Annotated in this window: 21 protein-coding genes and 2 tRNA genes; 13 read left to right on the top strand and 10 right to left on the bottom strand. The window is 69.6% G+C overall.

The genetic code is table 11. The features are described 5' to 3' along the window. Positions 1 to 16: 16 nt before the first annotated feature. The 5 genes from AC1PK7_RS19790 (at position 17) to AC1PK7_RS19770 (ending at position 3,990) form a co-directional block, all read left to right on the top strand. Positions 17 to 598 carry an anthranilate synthase component II gene (locus AC1PK7_RS19790; protein ID WP_019799299.1) on the top strand — a complete coding sequence of 194 codons (582 nt, stop codon included), beginning with the start codon at positions 17 to 19 and terminating at the stop codon, positions 596 to 598. Positions 599 to 647: 49 nt separating this feature from the next. After that, a complete protein-coding gene (locus tag AC1PK7_RS19785) occupies positions 648 to 1,286 on the top strand; it encodes a flavin reductase family protein (protein WP_010341409.1) in 639 nt (212 codons plus the stop codon). Positions 1,287 to 1,333: 47 nt separating this feature from the next. Then, complete coding sequence (trpD, locus tag AC1PK7_RS19780) at positions 1,334 to 2,371, top strand: anthranilate phosphoribosyltransferase (RefSeq protein ID WP_481099238.1); 1,038 nt, start codon at positions 1,334 to 1,336, stop codon at positions 2,369 to 2,371. Positions 2,372 to 2,458: 87 nt separating this feature from the next. Further along, complete coding sequence (gene trpC / locus AC1PK7_RS19775) at positions 2,459 to 3,256, top strand: indole-3-glycerol phosphate synthase TrpC (RefSeq protein ID WP_010341411.1); 798 nt, start codon at positions 2,459 to 2,461, stop codon at positions 3,254 to 3,256. Further along, on the top strand, positions 3,253 to 3,990 hold the full coding sequence (locus tag AC1PK7_RS19770) for a haloacid dehalogenase-like hydrolase (RefSeq protein ID WP_481099237.1): 738 nt from the start codon (positions 3,253 to 3,255) through the stop codon (positions 3,988 to 3,990). The genes trpC and AC1PK7_RS19770 overlap by 4 nt, the downstream gene beginning before the upstream one ends. A gap of 27 nt (positions 3,991 to 4,017) precedes the next feature. Here the strand turns inward: AC1PK7_RS19770 and AC1PK7_RS19765 are convergent, their stop codons facing one another. From AC1PK7_RS19765 to crp, 3 genes are all read right to left on the bottom strand, one after another. Further along, positions 4,018 to 5,031, bottom strand: a complete 1,014-nt coding sequence (locus AC1PK7_RS19765) for a glycoside hydrolase family 5 protein (RefSeq protein WP_481099236.1) — start codon at positions 5,029 to 5,031, stop codon at positions 4,018 to 4,020. 194 nt (positions 5,032 to 5,225) lie between these two features. Continuing rightward, entirely contained in the window at positions 5,226 to 5,984 is a 759-nt protein-coding gene (locus tag AC1PK7_RS19760) for a sulfite exporter TauE/SafE family protein (protein WP_481099235.1), read from the bottom strand. Positions 5,985 to 6,011: 27 nt separating this feature from the next. After that, the gene (crp, locus tag AC1PK7_RS19755; RefSeq protein ID WP_010341415.1) at positions 6,012 to 6,701 is read right to left on the bottom strand and encodes a cAMP-activated global transcriptional regulator CRP; all 690 of its coding nucleotides are present in this window, start codon (positions 6,699 to 6,701) and stop codon (positions 6,012 to 6,014) included. Between the two features lie 144 nt (positions 6,702 to 6,845). On the opposite strand from crp, the gene speD reads away from it, so the two are divergent. Together speD and sugE are read left to right on the top strand one after the other, a co-directional pair. Beyond that, positions 6,846 to 7,640, top strand: a complete 795-nt coding sequence (speD, locus tag AC1PK7_RS19750; RefSeq protein WP_017910332.1) for an adenosylmethionine decarboxylase — start codon at positions 6,846 to 6,848, stop codon at positions 7,638 to 7,640. Positions 7,641 to 7,758: 118 nt separating this feature from the next. After that, positions 7,759 to 8,076, top strand: coding sequence for a quaternary ammonium compound efflux SMR transporter SugE (gene sugE / locus AC1PK7_RS19745; protein WP_481099234.1), 318 nt, complete (start codon positions 7,759 to 7,761; stop codon positions 8,074 to 8,076). Positions 8,077 to 8,093: 17 nt separating this feature from the next. On the opposite strand, the gene AC1PK7_RS19740 is transcribed toward sugE, so the two are convergent. Together AC1PK7_RS19740 and coq7 are read right to left on the bottom strand one after the other, a co-directional pair. Then, positions 8,094 to 8,603, bottom strand: a complete 510-nt coding sequence (locus tag AC1PK7_RS19740) for a hypothetical protein (protein ID WP_371180535.1) — start codon at positions 8,601 to 8,603, stop codon at positions 8,094 to 8,096. Positions 8,604 to 8,786: 183 nt separating this feature from the next. Then, positions 8,787 to 9,431 carry a 2-polyprenyl-3-methyl-6-methoxy-1,4-benzoquinone monooxygenase gene (coq7, locus tag AC1PK7_RS19735; protein WP_010341419.1) on the bottom strand — a complete coding sequence of 215 codons (645 nt, stop codon included), beginning with the start codon at positions 9,429 to 9,431 and terminating at the stop codon, positions 8,787 to 8,789. Between the two features lie 215 nt (positions 9,432 to 9,646). Between coq7 and rplM the strand changes: the two genes are divergently transcribed. Continuing rightward, a complete protein-coding gene (gene rplM, locus AC1PK7_RS19730) occupies positions 9,647 to 10,075 on the top strand; it encodes a 50S ribosomal protein L13 (RefSeq protein ID WP_010341420.1) in 429 nt (142 codons plus the stop codon). 2 nt (positions 10,076 to 10,077) lie between these two features. After that, complete coding sequence (gene rpsI / locus AC1PK7_RS19725) at positions 10,078 to 10,470, top strand: 30S ribosomal protein S9 (protein ID WP_010341421.1); 393 nt, start codon at positions 10,078 to 10,080, stop codon at positions 10,468 to 10,470. Between the two features lie 468 nt (positions 10,471 to 10,938). Here rpsI and AC1PK7_RS19720 read toward each other — a convergent pair. Next, a tRNA-Gln gene (locus AC1PK7_RS19720) sits at positions 10,939 to 11,013 on the bottom strand. A gap of 41 nt (positions 11,014 to 11,054) precedes the next feature. After that, positions 11,055 to 11,131 (bottom strand) — tRNA-Met (locus tag AC1PK7_RS19715). Positions 11,132 to 11,251: 120 nt separating this feature from the next. Here AC1PK7_RS19715 and AC1PK7_RS19710 point away from each other — a divergent pair. The 3 genes from AC1PK7_RS19710 (at position 11,252) to bfr (ending at position 12,728) form a co-directional block, all read left to right on the top strand. Beyond that, on the top strand, positions 11,252 to 11,863 hold the full coding sequence (locus tag AC1PK7_RS19710; RefSeq protein ID WP_267086096.1) for an RNA pyrophosphohydrolase: 612 nt from the start codon (positions 11,252 to 11,254) through the stop codon (positions 11,861 to 11,863). An 80-nt stretch (positions 11,864 to 11,943) separates the two neighbouring features. Then, positions 11,944 to 12,153 carry a (2Fe-2S)-binding protein gene (locus tag AC1PK7_RS19705; protein WP_029561882.1) on the top strand — a complete coding sequence of 70 codons (210 nt, stop codon included), beginning with the start codon at positions 11,944 to 11,946 and terminating at the stop codon, positions 12,151 to 12,153. A gap of 104 nt (positions 12,154 to 12,257) precedes the next feature. Continuing rightward, positions 12,258 to 12,728 carry a bacterioferritin gene (bfr, locus tag AC1PK7_RS19700; RefSeq protein ID WP_420008171.1) on the top strand — a complete coding sequence of 157 codons (471 nt, stop codon included), beginning with the start codon at positions 12,258 to 12,260 and terminating at the stop codon, positions 12,726 to 12,728. A gap of 502 nt (positions 12,729 to 13,230) precedes the next feature. On the opposite strand, the gene AC1PK7_RS19695 is transcribed toward bfr, so the two are convergent. The 3 genes from AC1PK7_RS19695 to AC1PK7_RS19685 are packed head-to-tail and all read right to left on the bottom strand — an operon-like array spanning position 13,231 to position 18,541. Continuing rightward, a complete protein-coding gene (locus tag AC1PK7_RS19695) occupies positions 13,231 to 15,930 on the bottom strand; it encodes a hybrid sensor histidine kinase/response regulator (protein ID WP_481099233.1) in 2,700 nt (899 codons plus the stop codon). 2 nt (positions 15,931 to 15,932) lie between these two features. Beyond that, the gene (locus tag AC1PK7_RS19690) at positions 15,933 to 17,870 is read right to left on the bottom strand and encodes an EAL domain-containing protein (protein ID WP_481099232.1); all 1,938 of its coding nucleotides are present in this window, start codon (positions 17,868 to 17,870) and stop codon (positions 15,933 to 15,935) included. 41 nt (positions 17,871 to 17,911) lie between these two features. After that, positions 17,912 to 18,541 (bottom strand): DUF4126 domain-containing protein, encoded by a 630-nt coding sequence (locus AC1PK7_RS19685; protein ID WP_481099231.1) that lies wholly within the window; start codon positions 18,539 to 18,541, stop codon positions 17,912 to 17,914. A 192-nt stretch (positions 18,542 to 18,733) separates the two neighbouring features. On the opposite strand from AC1PK7_RS19685, the gene AC1PK7_RS19680 reads away from it, so the two are divergent. Then, the gene (locus AC1PK7_RS19680) at positions 18,734 to 19,468 is read left to right on the top strand and encodes a DUF6776 family protein (RefSeq protein ID WP_010341430.1); all 735 of its coding nucleotides are present in this window, start codon (positions 18,734 to 18,736) and stop codon (positions 19,466 to 19,468) included. The last annotated feature ends 4 nt before the right edge of the window (positions 19,469 to 19,472 follow it).

The raw sequence follows: 19,472 nt of genomic DNA, 5'->3' as shown, positions 1-19,472 counted from the left end.
TCAATAGGTTAAGTCGATGACCGTCTTGATGCTGGATAACTACGACAGCTTTACCTACAACCTCGTGCAGTACCTGCAGGCGCTCGGCGCCGAGGTCAAGGTGGTGCGCAACGATGCGCTCAGCGTGGACGAGATCGAGCGCCTGGCGCCCGAGCGCATCGTCATCTCGCCGGGGCCGTGCACGCCGAACGAGGCCGGGGTGTCGCTGCAACTGATCGAGCGGCTGGGCCAGCGCACGCCGATCCTGGGCGTGTGCCTGGGCCACCAGAGCATCGGCCAGGTCTACGGCGGGCAGGTGGTGCGCGCCGGCACCATCATGCACGGCAAGACCTCGCGCATCCGCCACGAGGGCCGCGGCGTGTTCGCCGGCCTGCCGGACCGCTACGAGGCCACCCGCTACCACTCGCTGGTGGTGGAGAAGACCACGCTGCCCGACTGCCTGGAAGTGACGGCCTGGACCGAACACGACGACGGCACGGTGGAGGAGATCATGGGCCTGCGCCATCGCCAGTTCCCGGTCGAGGGCGTGCAGTTCCATCCCGAGTCCATTCTTACCGAGCATGGCCACGCCTTGCTGAAGAACTTCCTGGAGCGCTGAGCGCGCCGCGCCGGCGTCGCCCACTTCCCGTCACTGCCGGACCCTGCCGATGCACGAGCGCACCGACGCCTTCCATTTCTACGAACCGGCCAACGGCCACGGCTTGCCGCACGACCCGTTCAACGCCATCGTCGGGCCGCGGCCGATCGGCTGGATCGGTTCGCGCGGCGCCGATGGCGTCGCCAACCTGGCGCCCTACAGCTTCTTCAACGCCTTCAACTACGTCCCGCCGATCGTCGGCTTTGCCAGCATCGGCTGGAAGGACAGCGTGCGTAACATCGAGGCCACGGGTGAGTTCACCTGGAACCTGGCCACGCGGCCGCTGGCCGAGGCGATGAACGCTAGTTCCGCCGCGGTGGCGCCGGAGGTGGACGAGTTCGCGCTGGCCGGCCTGACTGCCGCGCCGTCGCGCCTGATCGCGGCGCCGCGGGTGGCCGCCAGCCCGGTCAGCTTCGAATGCCGGCTCAGCCAGTTGCTGCCGCTGCAGAGCGCGCGCGGCGAGCCGATCCAGACCTGGCTGGTGCTGGGCGAGGTGGTCGGCGTCCACATCGCCGAGCACGCCCTGCAGGACGGCATCTACGACCCGGCCGCGGTCGCCACCCTGCTGCGTGCCGGCGGCCCGGCCGACTACTTCGAGGTGCTGGCGCAAGGGCGCCTGCGCATGCCGCGACCGACGCCTCCGCGCTGACCCGCGCCGCCTTTTCCTCATTCGCCTAACCGCAGACCGTCTTCGCCATGACCATCACCCCCCAGCAAGCCCTGCAACGCACCATCGAGCACCGCGAGATCTTCCACGACGAGATGGTCGGGCTGATGCGGCAGATCATGCGCGGGGAGGTCTCGCCGATGATGACCGCGGCCATCCTCACCGGCTTGCGGGTCAAGAAGGAAACGGTCGGCGAGATCGCCGGCGCGGCGCTGGTGATGCGCGAGTTCTCGCGCACCGTGCCGGTCGCCGACCGCACCCACATGGTCGACATCGTCGGCACCGGCGGCGACGGCTCGCACACCTTCAACATCTCCACCTGCGCAATGTTCGTCGCCGCCGCGGCCGGCGCCAAGGTCGCCAAGCACGGCAACCGCAGCGTCTCCTCCAAGTCCGGCAGCGCCGACGCGCTGGAGGCACTGGGCGCGGCGATCGAACTGCAGCCCGAACAAGTGGCGCAGGCGCTGGAGGCCACCGGCATCGGCTTCATGTACGCCCCGGTGCACCATCCGGCGATGAAGGTGGTGGCGCCGGTGCGGCGCGAGATGGGCGTGCGCACCATCTTCAACATCCTCGGTCCGCTGACCAATCCGGCCGGTGCGCCGAACATCCTGATGGGCGTGTTCCACCCCGACCTGGTCGGCATCCAGGCACGCGTGCTGCAGGAACTGGGCGCCGAGCGCGCGCTGGTGGTGTGGGGTCGCGACGACATGGACGAGCTCTCGCTCGGTGCTGGCACCCTGGTCGGCGAACTGCGCGACGGCCAGGTCCGCGAGTACGAAGTACACCCGGAGGACTTCGGCATCGCCATGTCGGCCAGCCGCAACCTCAAGGTCGCCGACGCCGCCGAATCGATGGCGATGCTGCGCGCCGTGCTCGACAACGTGCCCGGCCCGGCGCTGGACATCGTCGCCTTCAACGCGGGCGCGGCGCTGTACGTGGCCGGCCTGGCCGCCGACATCGGTGCCGGCATCGCCCTGGCGCGTGCGGCCATCGCCGACGGCCGCGCGCGGGCGAAGCTGGAGGCCTACGTGGCCTGCACCCGCGGCCTGGCCGGGCTGGACTGAACCGCCTTTGCCAGCGCCCGATCCCGGTTCTCACCCCCGACACCCTGCATCGCCGATAATCCGGCCATCCCCCAGGATTCCCACCGCATGAGCAGCGACATTCTCCGCACCATCCTCGCGCGCAAGGCCGACGAGATCGCCGAGCGCAGCGCGCGCGTGCCGCTGGCCGAGCTGGTCGCCCGTGCCGAGGCCATGCCGCCCACCCGCGGCTTCGCCCGCGCGCTGCAGGCGGCCATCGCCAACGGCGACCCGGCGGTGATCGCCGAGGTCAAGAAGGCCAGCCCGTCCAAGGGCGTGATCCGCCCGGACTTCCACCCGGCCGACATCGCGGTCAGCTATGAGTTCGGCGGCGCCGCCTGCCTGTCGGTGCTGACCGACGAGGATTTCTTCCAGGGCCACGACCGCTATCTGCAGCAGGCACGCGACGCCTGCACCCTGCCGGTGCTGCGCAAGGACTTCACCATCGATCCGTACCAAGTCTACGAGGCGCGCACGCTCGGCGCCGACTGCATCCTGCTGATCGTGGCCGCGCTGGACGACCTGCAGCTGGCCGAGCTGTCGTCGCTGGCCCTGCAACTGGGCATGGACGTGCTGGTGGAAGTGCACGACATCGACGAGCTGGAACGCGCGCTGCAGGTGCCGGCGCCGCTGATCGGCATCAACAACCGCAACCTGCGCACCTTCGAGGTGTCGCTGCAGACCACCCTGTCGATGCAGAACGCGGTGCCGCGCGACCGCCTGCTGGTCACCGAAAGCGGCATCCTCGGCCCCGACGACGTGGCGTTGATGCGCGGCGCCGGCGTGCACGCGTTCCTGGTCGGCGAGGCGTTCATGCGCGCCGAGGAGCCGGGCGAGGCGCTACGCCAGCTGTTCTTCGCGGCATGAGCGGGCAGGCGCCGAGCCCGTACCCGCTGCCGCGCGCCGACGCGCCGCTGGTGGTGTTCGATTTCGACCACACCCTCTACGACGGCGACTCCGGCAGCCACCTGTTCGCCTGGCTGATCAAGCGCAATCCGCTGCGCCTGGCCGCCGCGGTGCTGGCCACGCCGTTGCTGGGGCCGCTGGTGGCGATGCTGCCGACCCGCCGCACCGGCATCTCCGGCTACGTCTGGATCGCCAGCTTCGGCCTGCGCCGGGCGCGCGAGTTCAACCGCATCATCGACCAGTACGTGCTGCAGCATCAGGCGCAGATCCGCCAGCGGCTGCTGCCGCAGGCGCTGGAGGTGTTCGCCCGGCACCGCGCCGCCGGCGATCGCGTGGTGGTCGCCACCGGCGCGCCGCCGGAACTGGCGCGCGCCATCCTCGGCTTCGTCGCGCACCAGGACGTGCCGGTGGTCGGCAGCCTGATCGGCCCGCGCCTGGGCGCGGTCACCGCCACCCGCCACTGCCACAACGAGGAAAAGATGCGCATGCTGCGCGAACTGGGCTACGGCGAGATCGCCATGGCCTATTCCGACAGCACCGCCGATCTGCCGCTGCTGCAGGCCGCGGCCGCGCCGGTGGTGGTCAATCCCAAGCACGGCGCGGTGGCGGTGTTCCGCCGGCTGCTGCCGTCCGGCACGCCGATCCTCAACTGGGGTTGCCGCGACCGCGCCGGCGACGCCGTCGGTTCCCGCTAGGGCGCGCCGCGGCGGGGAAGGCCGGCGTCAGCCGCCGGCCCCGCGGTAGGCGCTGTCGCTGCCCACCAGCGCATGGTGCAGCGGCGCGACCCATTGCCCGCGGTCGATGTCGTAGGCGCCGAAGCTGCCCTCGAATTCCCAATACGCCCAGGCGAAATGGCGTTTCTCCGCGGCGTTGACCACCGCCACCGTCCAGGCCAGGCGATCGGCCGGCGGCGCCTGCTCGTAGGCACCGAACTCGCCCAGCAGTACCTGCCGATGGTGCGCCTTGGCCCAGGCCGCGATGCGGTCGAATTCGCCGTACAGCTTGGTCCGGTCGGCTGCACTGCCCCAGCTCACGCCGGTGTGGTCGCGGATGTCCGCCGGGGCCCATGGCGCGCCCTGGTGGGTGAAGCGGAACGGGTTGTAGTAGTGCACGGTGACCAGCACGTGCGCATCGTCGTCGGGCAGGCGCAGGCTGTCGAGCGCGGTGAAGGAATTGCTGCTGGCCGGGCCTACCACCACCGTGCGGGTCGGATTGTCGCGGCGGATGATCTGCAGCGCATCGCGCAGCAGATCGTTCCACACCGCGCTGGTCATCTGGCCGTTGGGCTCGTTGAGGATCTCGAACAGCACCGACGGCGGCGCGTGGCGGTAGCGCGGGGCGATCTGGGTCCAGAACGCCAGCAACTTGGTCCGGCACACCGCCGCGTCGGCCGCGCAGGGGTGGAAGTCGTGTTCGTCCAGGATCACGTTCAGGCCCGCGGCGGTGGCCTGGTCGACCACCGTGTCCAGCGTCTTCAGCCAGGTCGGGTCGAGCCGGTTGTCCGCGTCCATGTGCGCGAACGCCTGCAGGTTGACCCGCACCGTGCGGAAGCCGCCGTCGCGGATCGTGCGGTACAGCGGCGGGCGGAAGCGCGCCTTCGCCGGGTCGTTCCATAGCGGGTCGTAGCCGAGGATGTTGACCCCGCGCCCGAGCCGGGCGAAGGCGTCGTCGGCTCGTGCGCGCGGCGCAGGCAGCGCCAGACACAACAAGGCCAGGAGCAATGGGATGGCACGCATGGCGGTCTCGCGGGGCAGAGGAGTGGCGAGACGCGCGGCCATCGGCGGCGGCGTCCCGGCCGCGATCATCGCGCGGTCCACCCATGAAAAAGCGAACGCGGCCTGACCGCAGATCGGGTCACCAGCGCAACGGCTTCAGGCGCCGCGGAGACCGCCTTCGCGAATCCCCAATCCCGACTCCCAAATCCCGGGCGTCAGCCCAGCCAGCGATACAGCGCCCCACCCACCTGATACAGGCTGATGCCCAGCACCAGCAGGCCCACCGCCACCAGCACCCAGCGCTCGCGCACGCGCTTGACCAGCAACGCCGCCAGCGGCGCGGCGAGCATGCCGCCGACCAGCAGGCCGAGCACGATGTCCAGGTGCTGCACGCCCATCGTCAGCAGGAAGGTCAGCGAGATCGACAGCGTCACCAGGAACTCGGCGGCGTTGACCGTGCCGATGGTGGTGCGGGCCTGGCCGCCGTGGGCGAGCAGGGTCGAGGTCGCGACCGGTCCCCAGCCGCCACCGCCGCTGGCGTCCAGCAGGCCGGCGACGAAGCCCAGCAGCGGCACCCGCCGCACCTCGCGGCGCGGCAGCGCGCGGCCGGCCGCGCGCAGCAGGATCAGCACCGCCAGGGCGAGCAGGTACAGATAGACGAAGGGGCGGATCAGCTCGCCCGGCAGTTGCGTCAGCACGTAGGCACCGGCGATGCCGCCGGCCATGCCCGGCAGCGCCAGGCGCAGGAACAGCCGCTTGTCCACATTACCCAGGGCCAGGTGCGACAGCCCCGAGGCGCCGGTGGTGAAGACCTCGGCGCTGTGTACGCTGGCGCTGACCACCGCCGGCGGCAGGCCCAGGCTCAGCAGGACCGAGGAGGAGACCAGGCCGAAGGCCATGCCCAGCGCGCCGTCCACCAGTTGCGCGGCCAGGCCGACCAGCACGAACCAGTAGAACGTCTCGCTCAGCAGCATCGCGCCGGGCCTATCGCCCCATGGCGGTCAGCGCGCGCCGTACAGCACCACGGTCTTGCCGCGGGCATGCAGGATGCCGTCGACCTGCAGCTTCTTCAGCACCCGGCCGGCCATCTCGCGCGAGCAGCCGACCAGCCGCGCCAGTTCCTGCCGCGACACGCGCAACTGCATGCCCTGCGGATGGCTCATCGCCTCCGGCTCCTGGGCCAGGTCGTGCAGGGTGCGCACGATGCGGTCGGTGACGTCCAGGAACGCCAGGCGGCTGGCCTTGCGCGAGGTGTCCAGCAGGCGCTTGGACAGCTGCACGCCGATCGCGTACAGCACCCGCGGCGCATCGGACGACAGCGAGCCCAGGAAAAGCTGATGCAGGCGCTCGTAGCTGATCTCGGCCAGTTCGCAGGGCGTGCGGGTGCGCAGGATCACCTCGCGCTGGTCGGACTCGATGAACAGGCCCATCTCGCCGACGAACTCGCCGCTGCCGAAATAGCCCAGCACCAACTCGCGGTCGTCATCTTCCTCGGCGATGATGCTGACCGAGCCGCTGACGACGTAGTACAGGGTGCCGGCCGGGTCGCCAGGCCTGAACACATCCGTCCGCGCCGGATAGCGGCGACGGTGGCTGTGGGCCAGGAAGCGGTCGATGGTGGCGGTGTCCAACGTCAGAGGACTTGGAGCGATGCGCACAGGTGCTGCAGTGGATGTGTTTCCGGGGCTCATGGCGGCTTCGCTACGGCGTAATTCCCGAAGCTTAACGGGACGCGTTCGCGGCGGCAAACAAGAGACGGGCGCCACGTTTCGCAGCGGAGCCATTTGGCTCATAATTGAGTGTCTTTCCCCACCCACTTCCAGAGGATCCACGCCGTGGTCAAGCCGTTGCCTCGCCTGAGGCTGCAAGGTTTCAACAACCTCACCAAGGCGTTGAGCTTCAACATCTACGACGTCTGCTACGCGATCTCCGAAGAGGAGCGCCAGCGCTACATCGAGTACATCGACGAGCAGTACGACGCCGACCGCCTGACCCAGATCCTCACCGATGTGGCCGAAATCATCGGCGCCAACATCCTCAACATCGCGCGCCAGGACTACGATCCGCAGGGCGCCTCGGTGACGATCCTGATCTCCGAAGAGCCGGTCATCGACAAGAAGGCCGCCGGCAAGGAGATCATTTCCGATGCCGTGGTCGCGCACATGGACAAGAGCCACATCACCGTCCATACCTACCCGGAAACCCACCCGCAGCACGGTATCGCCACGTTCCGCGCCGACATCGACGTCGCCACCTGCGGCGTCATTTCGCCGCTGAAGGCCCTCAATTACCTGATCGAGAGCCTGGAATCGGACATCGTGATCATGGATTACCGCGTGCGCGGCTTCACTCGGGACGTGAAGGGCAAGAAGCACTACATCGACCACAAGATCAACTCGATCCAGAACTTCCTCGCCAAGAACGTCAAGTCGCGCTACGAGATGTTCGACGTCAACGTCTATCAGGAGAACATCTTCCACACCAAGATGCACCTGAAGGACTTCGACCTGGACCAGTACCTGTTCGAGGAGAAGGCCAAGAACCTCTCGTTCAAGGAGCGCATGCGCATCGAGGCGCTGCTCAAGCGCGAGATCGAGGAGCTGTTCCACGGGCGCAACCTGTCCGAGTAGGCAGCCTCCACACCGGCGGGACGACCCGCCCGCAGCCTGCGCTGCGACCCCTGCCGACGGCGGCCCGATGTGCAGACATCGGGCCGTTTTCGTTTTCATTTGTCTACGGAGAAAGACAATGCCCTGGATCTACCTGTTGCTGGCCGGCCTGTTCGAGATCGGCTTCGCCCTCGGCCTCAAGTACAGCGAAGGCTTCACCCGGCTGTGGCCGTCCCTGGGAACCATGGCCGGTGCCGCCCTCAGCCTGTGGCTGCTGACCCAGGCGCTCAAGCACATCCCGCTGGGCACCGCCTATGCGATCTGGACCGGCATCGGGGCGCTCGGCACGGCCGTGCTCGGCGTGGTCCTGTTCGACGACAGCGCCTCGCCGGCGCGGCTGGCCTGCATCGGTTTGATCGTGGTCGGGGTGATCGGCCTGAAACTGGTCGCGCACTGAGCGGCGCGCGCAGGAACTCAGGCGGCGGCGATGCGGCGTCGGGTCAGCACCCGGCCGATCAGCAGCCGGTGCGCCACCACCGCCAGCAGGGCGGCGATCGACAGCGCGATCATCGCGCGGGTGAACACGCTGCCGAGGTTGCCGGCATGCTGCAGCTGGTCCAGCCGCCCGAAGCGCGCGGGGTCGGCGTTGGCGTAGGCGATCTCGACGGTGGCGCCGTCCAGCAGCAGCGGCGCGGCCTCGGCGCCGCTGGCCTCGAAGGCGCCGCTGTGCAGCCGGCCCTTGCTCTCGAACACATAATGGAAGCGGTAGCGCACCAGCGGCTCGGTCTGTACGCCGAAGGCGCCGTCGGCGATCACCGGCACGGTCGCCACCGAATGGTCGCGCAGGATCGCGCTGGCTTGGCGGTAATCGCCGAGCAGGTGGTGCAACAGGGTGCCGCCGCCGATCGCGAACAGGGTCGCGAACAGCAGGCGCGACAACCAGCGGGTGCGGGGCGATGGCAGGTGGAGCGTGGATGCGGGCATGGCAGTCGGCAGGCAGAGCGCACGCGGACGCGGCTCGGCACGGGTACATCGGTGGCTGCGGCACATGGCGGTGCTGCGACCGGAACGGCGTGCGCCGACGTGGAATCAGTCAGCGTTCGTTCACTTTACCCCCATCGGGCCGGCAATGCCAGCCGGCGCATCGCCGGCCCGACCGGCGGGCGGCTACAGCCGATAGGCGACGGCCTTCATCAGCCGCGAGGCGGCGGCCATCACCGTGGGGATCGGCGGCGGCAGGCGCCGTGCGCCGGCCTGTTCGGCATGCTCGGCGTGGCGGGCCTCGTCGGCCTTCATCACTTTCAGCACGTCGCGGCTGCGCAGGTCGGCCGGCGGCAGGGTCTGCAGGTGTTCGTCCAGGTGCGCCTCGACCTGGCGCTCGGTCTCGACCACGAAGCCCAGGTTCCAGCCGTCGCCGCGCAGCCCGGCCAGGGTGCCGATCGCATAGCTGCCGGCGTACCACAGCGGATTGAACAGGCTGGGGCGGCTGTCCAGCTCGCGCAGCCGCGCCGCGCACCAGGCCAGATGGTCGGTCTCTTCCTGCGCCGCCTCCAGCAGGTGCGCACGGGTGGCCGGATCGCGCGCGACCGCGGCCTGGCCGAAGTACAGGCCCTGGGCGCAGACTTCGCCGACGTGGTTGATGCGCATCAGGCCGGCGGCATGGCGGCGCTCGTCCGGCGCCAGCACCACGTCGGCGGTGGCCGCGGCCGGGTAGGGGCGCTGCGCCGGCGGGTCGCCGAATACGGTCTCCAGCGCGCGCTGGGCCTCGACCAGGGCGCGATCGAGCGGGGAATGCTGGCGGCTGGTCGTCATATGGGCAAGCCCGGAAGCGGTGGGGATCCCGATTTTCGCCGCCGACCGGCGCACTGCCAAGCGCGCCGCTGCCCGATCTCCGCCGGTCATGGGTGGACTTGCGCCGGCCGGCCGGGCCACGTAGAATTTCGCCTCTTGCGTTTTTGCAATTCACAACGCGTGGCAAAGTTCCGGCCGTTCGCTGCAGGAATCCGCCCGACCAACCGAGTCTGATCATGAGCACCTTCACTGCTAAGTCCGAGACCGTCCAGCGCGACTGGTATCTCGTCGACGCCGCCGGCAAAACGCTGGGCCGGCTTTCCACCGAACTGGCCCGCCGCCTGCGCGGCAAGCACAAGCCGGTCTACACCCCGCACGTCGATACCGGCGATTACCTGGTGGTGATCAACGCCGAGAAGATCGTCGTCACCGGCAACAAGCTCAAGGACAAGAAGTACCACCGCTTCACCGGCTACATCGGTAACCTGAAGACCGAGAGCCTGGAGCAGGCGCTGGAGCGCCACCCGGAGCGCGTGATCGAGATCGCGGTCAAGGGCATGCTGCCCAAGGGCCCGCTGGGCCGCGCGATGTACCGCAAGCTCAAGGTCTATTCCGGTGCGGAGCATCCGCACGCCGCTCAGCAGCCGCAGGTTCTGGATATCTAATCATGGCGATTTCGCAAAACTACGGCACTGGCCGCCGCAAGTCCTCCACCGCCCGCGTGTTCCTGCGCAAGGGCACCGGCAACATCTCCGTCAACGGCCGTCCGCTGGACGAGTTCTTTGGCCGTGAGACTGCGCGCATGATCGTGCGCCAGCCGCTGGAGCTGACCAAGAACACCGAAAGCTTCGACATCCTGGTCACCGCCACCGGCGGCGGCACCACCGGCCAGGCCGGCGCGATCCGCCTGGGCATCGCCCGTGCGCTGGTCGAGTACGACGAAACCCTGAAGACCGAGCTGCGCAAGGCCGGCTTCATGACCCGCGACGCCCGCGAAGTCGAGCGTAAGAAGGTCGGTCTGCACAAGGCCCGTCGCGCCACCCAGTTCTCCAAGCGCTGATCCATCGCGCCTGGCGTGGGCTCCTTCGGGAGCCTGCTGGGACCAAGCAAAAGCCCGGCTTCGGCCGGGCTTTTGTCGTTCTGGCCTGGTGCTGCGGCGTCTCGCTTCGCTGGAGGAGAGTGGGCGGTCGGATTGGCAGCCTTGGATAATGGTTGTCTGATCGCGGTGCCCGGGCTGGCTTGGTGGGCGTTCGCTGCAGCAGCGTCGCCACTTCGGGCGAGTGCGCAACCGGGAGCGAGTAGCTGATCTCGGCATTCGCTATGCGAAGGCTCAGCCCGAAATGCATCTGGTGAAAAGCCCCCTTGGAGTCCAAGGGGGCGCGCCGACAGGCGCGGGGATGTGGGGGCGGAAGGCCGGGGCCCGCGCCTTGCGCAGCAAGGCGTGGGGCGCAGGCGCTTTGCGCCTGCGCGAACCCGCAGCCAAACACACAAAAAAAGCCGATCTTTCGATCGGCCTTTTTTGTGTGTTTGGCTGCCCCGGATGGATTCGAACCACCGAATGCCTGAGTCAGAGTCAGGTGCCTTACCGCTTGGCGACGGGGCAATGTGGACTGCAAGTATCGCACGCCTTGGGCGTACACACCATGGTGGCTATGGGTGGACTCGAACCACCGACCCCAGCATTATGAGTGCTGTGCTCTAACCGGCTGAGCTACATAGCCTTGGTGAACCGCCAATTCTTATGGAGAAGCGGGCGGCTGTCAACGGGTTTCTGCGCTGCTTGTGGCCCGGCCGCAGCCATGGCAGAGTCGGAGCCAGTAGATTTTTCAGGAGTCCGCATCGTGATCGATCCGGACGGCTATCGACCGAACGTAGGCATCGTGCTGATGCGGCCGGATGGTCAGGTGTTCTGGGCACGCCGCGTGCGCCGGGACGGCTGGCAGTTCCCGCAAGGCGGCATGAACACCGACGAGACCCCGGTGGAGGCCATGTACCGCGAGTTGCGCGAAGAAACCGGGCTGTTGCCCGAGCATGTGGAAGTGCTCGGCGCCACCCCCGGTTGGCTGCGCTATCGCCTGCCCAGCCGGGCCATCCGCCGCAACGAGCGCCAGGTCTGCATCGGCCAGAAGCAGGTGTGGTTCCTGCTGCGGATGCAGTGCGACGAGAGTCAGCTGAACCTGGAACTGACCGAGACGCCGGAGTTCGACCACTGGCGCTGGGTCGATTTCTGGTACCCGGTGGAGCACGTGGTGCTGTTCAAGCGCGGGGTCTACGCGCGAGCGCTGCGCCATCTGGCGCCGCTGGCCCAGACCATCGCCGGCGCCGGCATCCGCGCCATGCCGACCCTGGCCCAGGAGGCCTGGTTGCCGGGCAATACCGCCGGCCACGAGCGCCCGCGCAAGCGTCCACGCAAGCGCGGCGGGCCTTGGGTAGCGCGCATTAATAACGATTAACGGGCGGAATTGACAACCATTCTCACTTTGGTTTGAATGGGCGCCAGGCGCAGTCCGCGCCGTCCGCCGTCAAGCCTGCCGTGTACGTCTGCATCTGCAATGGGGTCACCGATCGCCAGATCCGCGAAGCCGCCGAAGCCGGCTGCCGCAGCGTGTCCGAACTGACCATGCGCACGGGCTGCGGCGCCACCTGCGGCTCCTGCCTGGACATGGCCGGCGAGTTGCTCGAGCGCGCGCTGAGCCGCGAACTGCCCTTGCCGGTGCTGGGCGGCCTGGCCCGCGCCGCCTGAGTGCGTCTGCCGCGCTGCGGCGCGGGATGATCACGATTCGCGTTCCTTCACGTCGCGGCGCGATTCGCTAGAGTCTGCGCTTTCCGGCTTACGCGAGCGATGCAATGAAGGGCGACAGCAAAGTCATCGAGTTCCTCAACAAGGTCCTCTACAACGAGCTGACCGCGATCAACCAGTACTTCCTGCACGCCAAGATGCTGAAGAACTGGGGCCTGAAGGAACTGGCCGAGCACGAGTACAAGGAATCCATCGACGAGATGAAGCACGCCGACAAGCTGGCGGACCGCATCCTGTTCCTCGAGGGGCTCCCCAACTTTCAGGCGCTGGGCAAGCTGCGCATCGGCGAGAACCCCAAGGAAATCCTTGAGTGCGACCTGGCGCTGGAGCAGGACGGCACGGTCACGCTGCGCGAGGCCATCGCCTACGCCGAATCGATCCAGGACTACGTCAGCCGCCAGCTCCTGGCCGACATCCTGGAATCGGAAGAAGAGCACATCGACTGGCTGGAAACCCAGCTCGACCTGATTGATCGTATCGGCGAGCCGAACTATCTGCTGACCAAGCTCGACGACTGAATCGTCGGCGCATGAAAGCGCGACGCTGGCCTGTGGCAGCGCCGTGATGGGTGGTATCCGCTCAGCGCCTGGGATATGCGTCGGTCCTGCCATGCACGTGCAGGAGCGACGTGTTGCTGGAAGTCGCCGCTGATCCCGAACAGCGGTATATGCCGTTGCTGCGTGAGTCCACGTGGACGACATGGCATCGATATGGCGCGGCGCCGCCCTTTTGTAGGAGCGGCTTTAGCCGCGACGCGTTGCTGGCGGAAGGACGCCGCTGACCCTCACAACTGCACATGCCACTTCTGCGCGAATCCATGTAGGCGACATGGCATCGGCATCGCACGACGCCGCTCTTCTGTGGCTGCGGCTTCAGCCGCGACGGGCGTAAAGGTCATGCCTTTCGCGGCTGAAGCCGCTCCTACGAGAAAAGCGGTAGGCGGTGCGTCTGCGTCTTCGATGCCCTGCGGCAGGTCTGGCGAACTGCAGGCACAGGGCAACGCCACCACGCGATGCAGCGTTAGGGCGCGGTGCTGTCCTCGACGGCATCGCGCACGCTGGCGCGGTAGCCGCTCAACGCCAGGCGTGCGCGCGCGAACTCCGCGATCACCAGGGCGACCGCGACCACCGGGCGCTCCAGCGTGCCGCTGCGCACGCCCGACTCGATGCGCAGGGCCGCCGCCGACAGCGCGAGCGCGCCGAGGTTGGCGGCCGAGGATTTCAGCGTGTGCGCGGCTTCGCGCAGCGCGTCGCTCTGCGCCGTCGCCGCGGCCTGCTCCAGGCGCTGGATCAGCAGCGGCGCATCGGCCAGGAACAGCTCGACGATCTGGGTCACGCTGGCCGCGCCGATGACGTCGCGCAGTTCGTCCAGCACCGCGATGTCCAGCACTGGCGCCGGCACCGCCGATGGTGGTTGCAGATCGTCGGCCTCCGGCGAGGCGAGCGGCGGCGTTGACGCCGCGGTGGCGCCGCGCGACGCCATGTCCTGTTCCAGCGCAGGCGCTGCCGGGGGGACGTCGCGCGTGGCGTGATCGAGCGATGGCATCGGGGCGGTCGACGGGGTAGTGGGGCTGGGTGCAGTAGCAGGCGTGGCCGCCGCGGTGTCGGCCGTGGGCATGTCGGCGTGGCGGGTGTCCTGCGGTTCGACGTGCATCGCGTCTGCGAGCGCATCTGCCGCTGGCCCGCCCGCGATGGCCGCGGACGCGTCCGCGACGGCCGGCTCCGGCGCGATCCCCGCGCTGGCCGGCAAGGCCGCCGGCTGCAGCGGCAGCCAGCGCTGCAGGCAGGTCTCCAGCCGCGCACGGTCGATCGGCTTGGACAGGTAGTCGTCCATGCCGGCATCGAGGCACCGCTGTCTGTCGCCGGCCATCGCGTTGGCGGTCATCGCCACGATCGGCAGGCGCGGGCGCGCCGCCTGGGCCTCGCGCTGGCGCCATTGGCGGGTGGCGGCGTAGCCGTCCAGCACCGGCATCTGGCAGTCCATCAGCACCAGGTCGTACGGCTGCTGCGCCAACTGCGCCAGTGCGGCGGCGCCGTCCTCGACGCTGTCGGCGTGGTGGCCCAGCGATTCCAGCAGCCGCCGCGCCACCATCAGATTGACCGGATTGTCCTCGACCAGCAGCAGCTGGTAGCCGCTGCGCGGCGGCGGGGCGTCGGCGATCGCGCTCGCCGCGTCCGCGGCGGGAGGGGACGTGGCGCTGTCCGCGGCGTCCTGCGCGAAGGCGTCGTGGTAGAACGTATCCGCGGCGTCGTCGCTGGCGCCAAGCGTCTCGCTGGGCAGGTGCGGCGTCGCCGGCGCCAGCGCCAGCATGCTGCGCAGATCGATGTCGGCGGCCTGCCGCGACAGCAGTGCGCCGTGTGCGCGGATCTCCTCGGGAATGTCGGCCTCGCCGTACAGCCAGATCAGCCGCGTGGTCTGCCGTGCCGGCAGCCGCGCCACCGCGCGTTGCAGGGCGCGCGCGCTCTGCCGCAAGCCATCCAGGTCGCCGATCACCAGGTCGTAGGCTGGGCGCGCGACGTTGCCGTTTCCGTTGCCGCGCAGCCGCTCCAGTGCCTCCTGGGTCGAATCGACCTTGCTGACCTGCACGCCCCAGTTCGGCAGCAGCACGCTCAGGCGCTGCTGCAGGCGCTGGTCGGCGCCGACCAGCAACGCATGCAGCCGCGGCAGGCCGCCCGGGTGCTGCGCCAGGTCGCCGATCACCTTCAGCAACGGGATCTCGAACCAGAACGTGGCGCCCTGGCCCTGCCGCGAGGTCACGCCGATGCGCCCGCCCATCAGTTCGACAATGCGCTTGCAGATGGTCAGGCCCAGACCGGTGCCGCCGTACAGGCGGGTGGTGGAGGCGTCGGCCTGGGTGAAGGCCTGGAACAGGTGCTCCTGGCGTTCGGCGCTGATGCCGATGCCGGTGTCGCGCACCTCGAAGCGCAGCAGGTGCTGCGCCGGGGTCTCGCCGAGCCGGCGCACGCCCAGGTCGATGCCGCCGCGCGCGGTGAACTTGACCGCGTTGCCGAGCAGGTTGCTCAGCACCTGGCGCAGGCGCACCGGATCGCCGCGCACCGGCAGGCGCACCGCCGGGTCCAGCTGCAGCGTCATGCGCAGGCCCTTGGCTTCGGCCGCGCGCTGCATCAGCTCCAGCACGCCGTCGAGCAGCTCGCGCAGGTTGAAGGTGGTGATCTCCAGCTCCAGCCGGTTCGCTTCCAGCTTGGAGTAATCCAGGATGTCGTCGACGATGCGCAGCAGCTGCAGCGAGGAGGTGCTGGCCGCGCGCAGCATCTCGCGCTGGTCCAGGCCGAGCGGGCCGCGCCCGATCAGCTCCAGCATCGGGATGATGCCGTTGAGCGGGGTGCGGATCTCGTGGCTCATCGTCGCCAGGAACTCGCCCTTGGCCAGCACCGCGGCCTCGGCGGCCTGCTTGGCCTGCAGCAGTTCCTGTTCCAGCCGCTCGCGCGCATGCACGTCGTGCTGCAGGGCGTTGCGTTCGGACTCGGCCAGCGCGGCACGCGCCAGCGCCGCATCCAGGCGTTCGATCTGCTGGCGTGCGCGGCAGCCGGCGAGGGTGGCCAGGGCCGCGGCGGCGGCCATGCAGACCGGCGCCAGCCAGTGCCACGGCGCCGGCAAGGGCAGTGCCAGCGGCGGCAGCGCCAGCAGGGTGCCGGCGACGGCGAGCACCGCGGCGAAGGCCGCCGGCCGTGGGACGGGCCGACGTCGACGGACGGACATGGCTAGAGCACCGCGTTCTGGAAGTCGAAGTTCAACTGGTCGCCGACCGACTGCACCAGGTTGCCCTGGATGAAGTCGACCCCGCCCATCCACATCGCCGCCGCGGCCTGCGCCTGCTCGATTTGCTGGCCGATGATCAGCAGGCCGGCGCGGTGCGCCAGATCGATGGTGGCGCGCAACTGGTCGCGCAACTCGGGATCGGCATGCGCGCCGGCGAAGCGCGCCGACAGGCGCAGATAGCCCAGCGGCAGGTGCGCGAGCAGCGCCTCGGCCTCCGCCCCCGGCTCGAACTGGCTGACGCAGAACTGCACGCCCAGCGGCATCAGCCGCGCGCAGAACTGCTGCAGCGTGGCGGTGTGGACCAGGGCGTCGTCCAGGCGCAGGTCGATCACCAGCGAGGTGCCGGTGACGCCGCGGCGGCCGATGGTGTCGATCAGCCACTCGGCGAAGGCGGTACGCGCCAGCGTGCGCGAGGACTGCGAGACGAACAGGCGCAGCGGCGGCGTGGCGTGCTGGTACAGGTGCAGCAGGCCCAGCGCGTGATCGAGCACCTGCTGGTCGAGGTCGGCGATGCGGCCGCCGGCCTCGGCGGCCGGCAGCACCTGGCCGGCCGAGAGCAGGCTGCCGTCGCGCTGGCGCAGGCGCAGCAGCACCTGGTACTGGGCGATGTCGCCGCCGGCGACGGCGACGATCGGCTGGTAGGCCGGTTCCAGCTGTCCTTCCAGCATGGCGATGCGCTGCAGGTCCTCGTCCGCGCGCGGCGGCACGTACGCGGCGATGCCCTGCGGCTGCAGCCGCGCCTGCAGCGCGGTGCGCTCGACCGCCTCCAGCGCGCTGCCGGCGTCCTCGAAGCCATGGCCGAAGTCGGCATAGCCGATCGCGCAGCGCAGGTGCAGCGCCTCGTCCTCGCGCAGCGGGAAGGCATGGCCGGACAGCGCGTCGCGCAGGCGCTGCGCGCACTGCAACTGCGCGTCGGCATCGGCGTCGTCGGCCAGCAGCAGGAAACTGTTGTCGTTGAGCCGCGCCAGCGGCTGTGGGGCGGTGACGCCGGCCAGGCGGCGCCCGGCCTGCACCATCAGCCGCTCGAACGCGGCGTAGCCGTAGCGCTCGCGTAGGCCGAGCGCGCTGGCGATCTCGATGAAGTACAGGCTGCCGTGGCGGTGGGCGCGCAACGTCGTGTCCAGCAACTGCAGCACATGCGCGCGGGTCGGCAGGCCGGTCTCGGGGTTGTTCAGCGGCACCGCCTCGGCGTGGCCGTGCTGGGCCTGCTGGCGGGCGCGGCGGATGCGGTTGGAGACCGCAGCGATCAGGTGCCGCGGCCGGATCGGCTTGGTCAGGAAATCGTCGGCGCCGCTGTCGAGCACTTCGTATTCCAGCTCCGGATCCGCGTCGCCGGACAGGAACACGATCGGCAGCAGTTGGTGCTGCGGCTGCTGGCGGATCAGCGCGGTCAGGCGCATGCCGTCCAGTCCCGGCATGTGCAGGTCCATCAGGATCAGGTCCGGCCGATAGTCGGCGATGGCCTGCTGCACGCCTTCGGCCTGCATCTGCACCTGCGCGTGCATGCCGGCCCCGTGCAGCACGCTCTGCGCGAACAGCGCCTGCGCGCGATCGTCCTCGACGATCAACACGCGATACGGCGCGGCGGCTGCAGCCTGTGCGGTGGAATCGGCGGTGACGTCGGCGACCACGAAGGCGGCCGCGTTGGCGTCGGCCGCGCCGTCGTCGTGCTCGTTGCCGGCCGGCGGCGTGGCGTCGGCGGTCGCGGCGGAGGGCGCAGGATTGGCGATGCCGGCAGCAGAGGCCGAATCGGCGGACGTGGCGCGCGCTGCATCGCCGACCCAGCGGCGCCAGTAGTGCGGCGGCGGCGTCTCGGCGCGGACGTGACGCGCGCGGGCGTCCTCGCGAGGGGAAAGCGGAGCGGTGTCGTTGGCGGGCATCGCGTCTGGTTCCTGGGGCGCGTCCAATTATGCGATGAAGTTCACGATGGCAGGGCGCCCGTGTGCGTGGCGTTGCCGGGTGCGGGGGCGGGCGAGGCCAGCAGGCGGCGCATGCCCCGCCACAGCAGGCGCCAGGTCCACCACACCAGCAGCGCGCCGAGCGCGCTCGCCGCCAGCACCACCGCCAGCGCCAGCCACGGGTGCGCCAGGGCCAGGGCCAGCGCGGCGATCACCACCGAATCCTCGGCCAGCGAGGCGATCCAGTTGCTGGCCGGTTCCGGGGAGGTGTTGAGCAGGGCGCGGGTGCCGGCCTTGAGCGCGTGGCTGGTCAGCGCCACGCCCGCGCCGGTGGCCAGCGCGCCGGCGCTGAGTTGGCCGTCGGGCGAGAGCGTGGCCGCGGCCAGGAACGCACCGGCCGGGATCCGGGTCAGGGTCTGCAGCAGGTCCCAGACCGAGTCCACGCCGGGGATCTTGTCGGCGAAGAATTCCGCCAGCGCCAGCGCGCCGGAGGTGCCCAGCACCCACCACGACTGCGTCGCCTGCAGCGCCGGCGGCAGCTCCAGCCAGCCGAGCAGGCCGGCCAGGCCGATGCCGAACACGGTCAGGTACACCCGGATGCCGGCCAGCCAGGCCAGCAGGATGCCGATTACGAAGAGATGGGCGTCGGTCATGGCAGGCGCTCCTGCAAAGCACGGGTGTCGGCCACTATCGGCCATGCCTGCCGCGAAGGCCAGCCCGCGGGGCGGGGCGTGGGATGCGGTGCAGTCCGGCGCCGCTCAGGAGGGTGGCTTACACTAGGGCGTTCCAGCAGGCCGACCCGCGAGGATCGACGCCGGCGCCGCCTCGGTGGCGTGGCAGTGCGCATGAACCGACCCGTTCCCCGTTTCCAGATCGTGCCCAATGGCGCCGCGCCCCGCCGCGGCCGCGGGCTGTGGCTGCTGCTGGCCGCGCTGTGGCTGCTGTCGCTGGCGCTGACCTGGTGGCTGGCCAGCCGCCAGGCCGCGCCGCGGCTGAGTGCGGTCAGTGCGCAGTTGCGCGAGGCCGAACGCAATCTGCAGGCGCAGCAGCGGCAGATCGAGACGCTCAACCAGCGCCAGGCCACCCTGGCCCGCTCCGACCAGATCAGCCGCGCCGCCAACAACGAGGTGCAGAGTTCGCTGGCCGAGCGCGACGAGGAGATCGCCGGGCTGCGCGCGGACGTGGCGTTCTACGAGCGCCTGGTCGGCGCGACCAGCCAGCGCAAGGGCCTGAGCGTGCATTCGGTGGAGTTCTCCGCCGAGGCCGGCGGCACCTGGCGCTACAACGTGGTGCTGACCCAGAACCTCAACCGCGGCGCGATCAGCCAGGGCCAGCTGCGGCTGACCGTGGAAGGCGTGCGCGGCGGCAAGCTGACCAGCGTGGGCTGGGACGAACTGCACCAGAAGACCGGTGTGCCCGGGCAGGACTACTCGTTCCGCTACTTCCAGCAACTGGACGGCAGCGTGATCCTGCCCAAGGGCTTCACTCCGCAACGGGTGCGGGTGGTGCTGAGCGGCGGGGGGGCGCCGGTCAGCCAGACCTTCGATTGGACATTGGCCGGTAACGGCAAAGGGGAATAATCAG

The organism is Xanthomonas sp. NCPPB 3174, assembly GCF_056725205.1.
Note: the sequence above shows the minus strand (reverse complement) of the source record. Positions and strands in the feature narration are given on the sequence as shown.

Excerpts from the sequence above, each read along its gene's own strand:
- AC1PK7_RS19790 (WP_019799299.1), top strand. The coding sequence starts at position 17 with ATGACCGTCTTGATGCTGGATAACTACGACAGCTTTACCTACAACCTC.
- AC1PK7_RS19785 (WP_010341409.1), top strand. The coding sequence starts at position 648 with ATGCACGAGCGCACCGACGCCTTCCATTTCTACGAACCGGCCAACGGC.
- trpD (WP_481099238.1), top strand. The coding sequence starts at position 1,334 with ATGACCATCACCCCCCAGCAAGCCCTGCAACGCACCATCGAGCACCGC.
- trpC (WP_010341411.1), top strand. The coding sequence starts at position 2,459 with ATGAGCAGCGACATTCTCCGCACCATCCTCGCGCGCAAGGCCGACGAG.
- AC1PK7_RS19770 (WP_481099237.1), top strand. The coding sequence starts at position 3,253 with ATGAGCGGGCAGGCGCCGAGCCCGTACCCGCTGCCGCGCGCCGACGCG.
- AC1PK7_RS19765 (WP_481099236.1), bottom strand. The coding sequence starts at position 5,031 with ATGCGTGCCATCCCATTGCTCCTGGCCTTGTTGTGTCTGGCGCTGCCT.
- AC1PK7_RS19760 (WP_481099235.1), bottom strand. The coding sequence starts at position 5,984 with ATGCTGCTGAGCGAGACGTTCTACTGGTTCGTGCTGGTCGGCCTGGCC.
- crp (WP_010341415.1), bottom strand. The coding sequence starts at position 6,701 with ATGAGCCCCGGAAACACATCCACTGCAGCACCTGTGCGCATCGCTCCA.
- sugE (WP_481099234.1), top strand. The coding sequence starts at position 7,759 with ATGCCCTGGATCTACCTGTTGCTGGCCGGCCTGTTCGAGATCGGCTTC.
- AC1PK7_RS19740 (WP_371180535.1), bottom strand. The coding sequence starts at position 8,603 with ATGCCCGCATCCACGCTCCACCTGCCATCGCCCCGCACCCGCTGGTTG.
- coq7 (WP_010341419.1), bottom strand. The coding sequence starts at position 9,431 with ATGACGACCAGCCGCCAGCATTCCCCGCTCGATCGCGCCCTGGTCGAG.
- rplM (WP_010341420.1), top strand. The coding sequence starts at position 9,647 with ATGAGCACCTTCACTGCTAAGTCCGAGACCGTCCAGCGCGACTGGTAT.
- rpsI (WP_010341421.1), top strand. The coding sequence starts at position 10,078 with ATGGCGATTTCGCAAAACTACGGCACTGGCCGCCGCAAGTCCTCCACC.
- bfr (WP_420008171.1), top strand. The coding sequence starts at position 12,258 with ATGAAGGGCGACAGCAAAGTCATCGAGTTCCTCAACAAGGTCCTCTAC.
- AC1PK7_RS19695 (WP_481099233.1), bottom strand. The coding sequence starts at position 15,930 with ATGTCCGTCCGTCGACGTCGGCCCGTCCCACGGCCGGCGGCCTTCGCC.
- AC1PK7_RS19690 (WP_481099232.1), bottom strand. The coding sequence starts at position 17,870 with ATGCCCGCCAACGACACCGCTCCGCTTTCCCCTCGCGAGGACGCCCGC.
- AC1PK7_RS19685 (WP_481099231.1), bottom strand. The coding sequence starts at position 18,541 with ATGACCGACGCCCATCTCTTCGTAATCGGCATCCTGCTGGCCTGGCTG.
- AC1PK7_RS19680 (WP_010341430.1), top strand. The coding sequence starts at position 18,734 with ATGAACCGACCCGTTCCCCGTTTCCAGATCGTGCCCAATGGCGCCGCG.